The sequence below is a fragment of the Saliniramus sp. genome (genome assembly GCF_035311605.1).
In the GTDB taxonomy this organism is placed as follows: domain Bacteria; phylum Pseudomonadota; class Alphaproteobacteria; order Rhizobiales; family Beijerinckiaceae; genus Saliniramus.
The window spans coordinates 1-3,510 of the sequence record NZ_DATGCW010000021.1; the positions used below are offsets into that span (position 1 = coordinate 1).

The 3,510-nt window shown below is 62.9% G+C and carries 3 protein-coding genes; all 3 read left to right on the top strand.

Annotated elements, in window-relative coordinates; all coding sequences use genetic code 11:
• Nucleotides 1–7 precede the first annotated feature (7 nt).
• The 3 genes from VKP01_RS00990 to VKP01_RS01000 all read left to right on the top strand — a co-directional run bounded on the left by VKP01_RS00990 (nt 8) and on the right by VKP01_RS01000 (nt 3,240).
• Nucleotides 8–322, top strand: coding sequence for a co-chaperone GroES (locus VKP01_RS00990; RefSeq protein WP_324409776.1), 315 nt, complete (start codon nt 8–10; stop codon nt 320–322).
• Between the two features lie 46 nt (nt 323–368).
• Nucleotides 369–1,994, top strand: coding sequence for a chaperonin GroEL (gene groL / locus VKP01_RS00995; protein WP_324409777.1), 1,626 nt, complete (start codon nt 369–371; stop codon nt 1,992–1,994).
• A 220-nt stretch (nt 1,995–2,214) separates the two neighbouring features.
• A complete protein-coding gene (locus VKP01_RS01000; RefSeq protein ID WP_324409778.1) occupies nt 2,215–3,240 on the top strand; it encodes a glycosyltransferase family 1 protein in 1,026 nt (341 codons plus the stop codon).
• Nucleotides 3,241–3,510 lie beyond the last annotated feature (270 nt).

Consider the following 3,510-nt stretch of genomic DNA (forward strand, 5'->3'; position numbering starts at 1 on the left):
GTGAAAGATGACGTTCCGTCCTTTGCATGACCGCGTTCTGGTGCGCCGCATCGAGGCCGATCAGAAGACCGCTGGCGGTATCATCATCCCCGATACCGCCAAGGAGAAGCCGCAGCAGGGCGAAATCGTCGCCGTCGGCCCCGGCGCCCGTAACGAGAAGAGTGAGCTCGTCTCCCTCGACGTGAAGGCCGGCGACCGCGTGCTGTTTGGCAAGTGGTCGGGCACGGAAGTGCGTATCGACGGTGAAGACCTTCTGATCATGAAGGAATCCGACATTCTCGGCGTACTTGACGCCGGCGAAGCTCAGCAGAAGGTCGCCTGACGGGGCCTGTCCGACATCGATGATGTCGTTTTCGGAGTGACGAAAAATGTCTGCCAAGGAAGTCAAATTCTCCACTGATGCCCGCGCGAAGATGCTGCGCGGTGTCGATATTCTCGCCAATGCGGTGAAGGTCACGCTGGGCCCCAAGGGCCGCAACGTCGTGATCGAGAAGTCCTTCGGCGCGCCGCGCATCACCAAGGACGGTGTGACGGTCGCCAAGGAAATCGAGCTTTCCGACAAGTTCGAGAACATGGGCGCCCAGATGGTGCGCGAGGTGGCCTCCAAGACCAACGATCTGGCTGGTGACGGCACCACCACGGCGACCGTGCTCGCGCAGGCGATCGTGAGGGAGGGCGCCAAGTCGGTCGCCGCCGGCATGAACCCGATGGATCTCAAGCGCGGCATCGACATGGCGGTCGAGGCCGTGGTGGCGGATCTGCGGAAGAACGCGCGGAAGATCACCAGCAATGACGAGATCGCCCAGGTCGGCACCATCTCGGCGAATGGCGATGCCGAGATCGGGCGCTATCTCGCACAGGCCATGGAGAAGGTCGGCAATGAGGGCGTGATCACCGTCGAGGAGGCAAAGAGCTTCGATACCGAGCTGGACGTGGTCGAGGGCATGCAGTTCGATCGCGGTTACCTGTCGCCGTATTTCGTCACCAATTCCGAGAAGATGCGTGTCGAGCTGGAAGACGCCTACGTTCTCATTCACGAAAAGAAGCTCGGCAATCTGCAGGAACTCCTGCCCGCGCTCGAATCCGTGGTGCAATCGGGCAAGCCGCTCCTGATCGTCGCCGAGGATGTGGAAGGCGAGGCGCTGGCCACGCTCGTGGTCAACAAGCTGCGTGGCGGCCTCAAGATCGCCGCCGTCAAGGCGCCGGGCTTCGGTGATCGCCGCAAGGCCATGCTGCAGGATATCGCCATCCTCACCGGCGGCACGGCGGTCTCGGAGGATCTCGGCATCAAGCTCGAGAACGTGACGCTCGACATGCTGGGCCGGGCGAAGAAGATCGTCATCGAGAAGGAAAATACGACCATCGTCGATGGCGCCGGTTCGAAGGACGACATCGAGCCCCGCGTTTCGCAGATCAAGGCGCAGATCGAGGAAACCACCTCCGATTATGATCGCGAGAAGCTTCAGGAGCGCCTGGCCAAGCTCGCGGGCGGCGTCGCGGTGATACGCGTCGGCGGCGCGACGGAAGTCGAGGTGAAGGAGCGCAAGGATCGCGTCGACGATGCCATGCATGCCACCAAGGCGGCAGTCGAAGAGGGCATCCTGCCCGGCGGCGGCACGGCGCTCCTGCGCGCCATCAAGGCGCTCGACGGTCTGGCTCCGGTCAATGACGACCAGAAGACCGGCATCGAGATCGTGCGCCGCGCGATCCAGGCCCCGGCCCGCCAGATCGTCCAGAATGCCGGCGCCGACGGCTCCGTCGTGGTCGGCAAGGTGCTGGAGAGCGCCGACTATGCCTACGGCTACAACGCCCAGACCGGAGAGTACGGTCACATGTTCGCCTTTGGCGTGATCGATCCGGCGAAGGTGGTGCGCACCGCACTTCAGGATGCGGCCTCCGTCTCCGGCCTGCTCGTGACCACCGAGGCGATGATCGCCGAACTGCCCAAGAAGGAATCGGCCCCCGCCATGCCCGGCGGCGGCATGGATTTCTGATCGCCCGCGACGGGACCGTCCCGCCGCCCTCCGGCAAGGCCTCTCTCCCGCAAGGGGGGAGGGGCTTTTGCATGTCGAGAGAGCAGCCATTCCGTCATCAAACTGTGATTTAACGCCCGTATCACCGCGATCAGTGAGTGAATACAGCCTGCCCTTCATGAATTTGTGGTGGAGGGTCGGCGCGGTGAAGTATTCGCTCGACATGGCGGAGAAAATTCACATGCGCTTGCTCATCGCCACGGATGCCTGGCATCCCCAGATCAATGGGGTCGTGCGCTCCCTCGAAAAGATGGCGTCTCATGCCGCTGAAAACGGGGCCGAGACCTGTTTCATCACGCCGCAGGATTTCGCCTCGTTTCCGATGCCGACCTATCCCGAGATCCGGCTCTCGCTGACGCTACCGCGTATGGTCGGGCGGATGATGGAGCGCATGGCGCCCAGCCACGTTCATATCGCGACCGAAGGCCCGATCGGCTTCGCCGCGCGGCGCCATTGCCGCGCATGCGGGATACCCTTTACCACGAGCTACCACACTCGCTTTCCTGAATACGTGGCCGCGCGCGCCCCGATCCCGGAGGAATGGACCTACCGGCTGATTCGCCGCTTCCACGGATCCGGGCTCGGCATGATGGTTTCGACATCCTCGCTCGCACGCGAACTGGCCGGGCGTGGTTTTCAGCGCATCATGCCGTGGTCACGCGGGGTCGACACCCATCTCTTCCGCCCATGCGATACACGTCTGACGCTCGGCGGGGGACCGGTTTTTCTCACGGTGTCCCGGCTTGCGGTGGAGAAGAACATCGCCGCCTTCCTCGCGCTCGATCTTCCCGGCACCAAGGTCGTCGTCGGAGACGGTCCGGCGCGGCGCGATCTCGAAGCGCGCTTTCCCGATACGGTCTTCCTTGGGGCGCTGAGCGGTGAGGCGCTCGCGCAGGTCTATGCGAGCGCCGATGTCTTCGTCTTCCCCAGCCTTACCGATACCTTCGGCATCGTCATGCTGGAGGCCTTGGCCTCGGGCGTGCCGATCGCGGCCTATCCGGTCACAGGCCCGAGCGACATCGTCGGCGATACGGGTTGCGGTGTGCTCGACTGGGATCTGCGGCTCGCCGCCCTCGCCGCCCTCTCGATCTCCCGCGACGCCTGCAGGACGGCGGCGGAGGGCTATACCTGGGAAGCGAGCGCGCGGCAGTTCTTCAGCAATATCAGGGAAGCTCATGCTGCTGCGAGTGCGGCTGTGGCGGCGTAAATATTCTCTCCGGCATCGCAGCGGACGAATTGACGTCGCGGCCTGAACGCGGCGTTCCCGTCAGATATGATGGGCCGAGATCGAAATTTAGCGCGAGTTTTTGTGTTCTTGTCGCTGTGCCTATGCCCGACATTCAGAGGTCGATGTGCGTGCCGGTGCATGACGTGCATGCGTGACCCATCAAAGCCGGTGAATCATCGATTCCGGACCTTAAGTGCTCCTAAAAATACTTTAGCAGAATTCGCTATGCAGGCCGAAAACGATTGCTAG

Excerpts from the sequence above, each read along its gene's own strand:
- VKP01_RS00990 (WP_324409776.1), top strand. The coding sequence starts at position 8 with ATGACGTTCCGTCCTTTGCATGACCGCGTTCTGGTGCGCCGCATCGAG.
- groL (WP_324409777.1), top strand. The coding sequence starts at position 369 with ATGTCTGCCAAGGAAGTCAAATTCTCCACTGATGCCCGCGCGAAGATG.
- VKP01_RS01000 (WP_324409778.1), top strand. The coding sequence starts at position 2,215 with ATGCGCTTGCTCATCGCCACGGATGCCTGGCATCCCCAGATCAATGGG.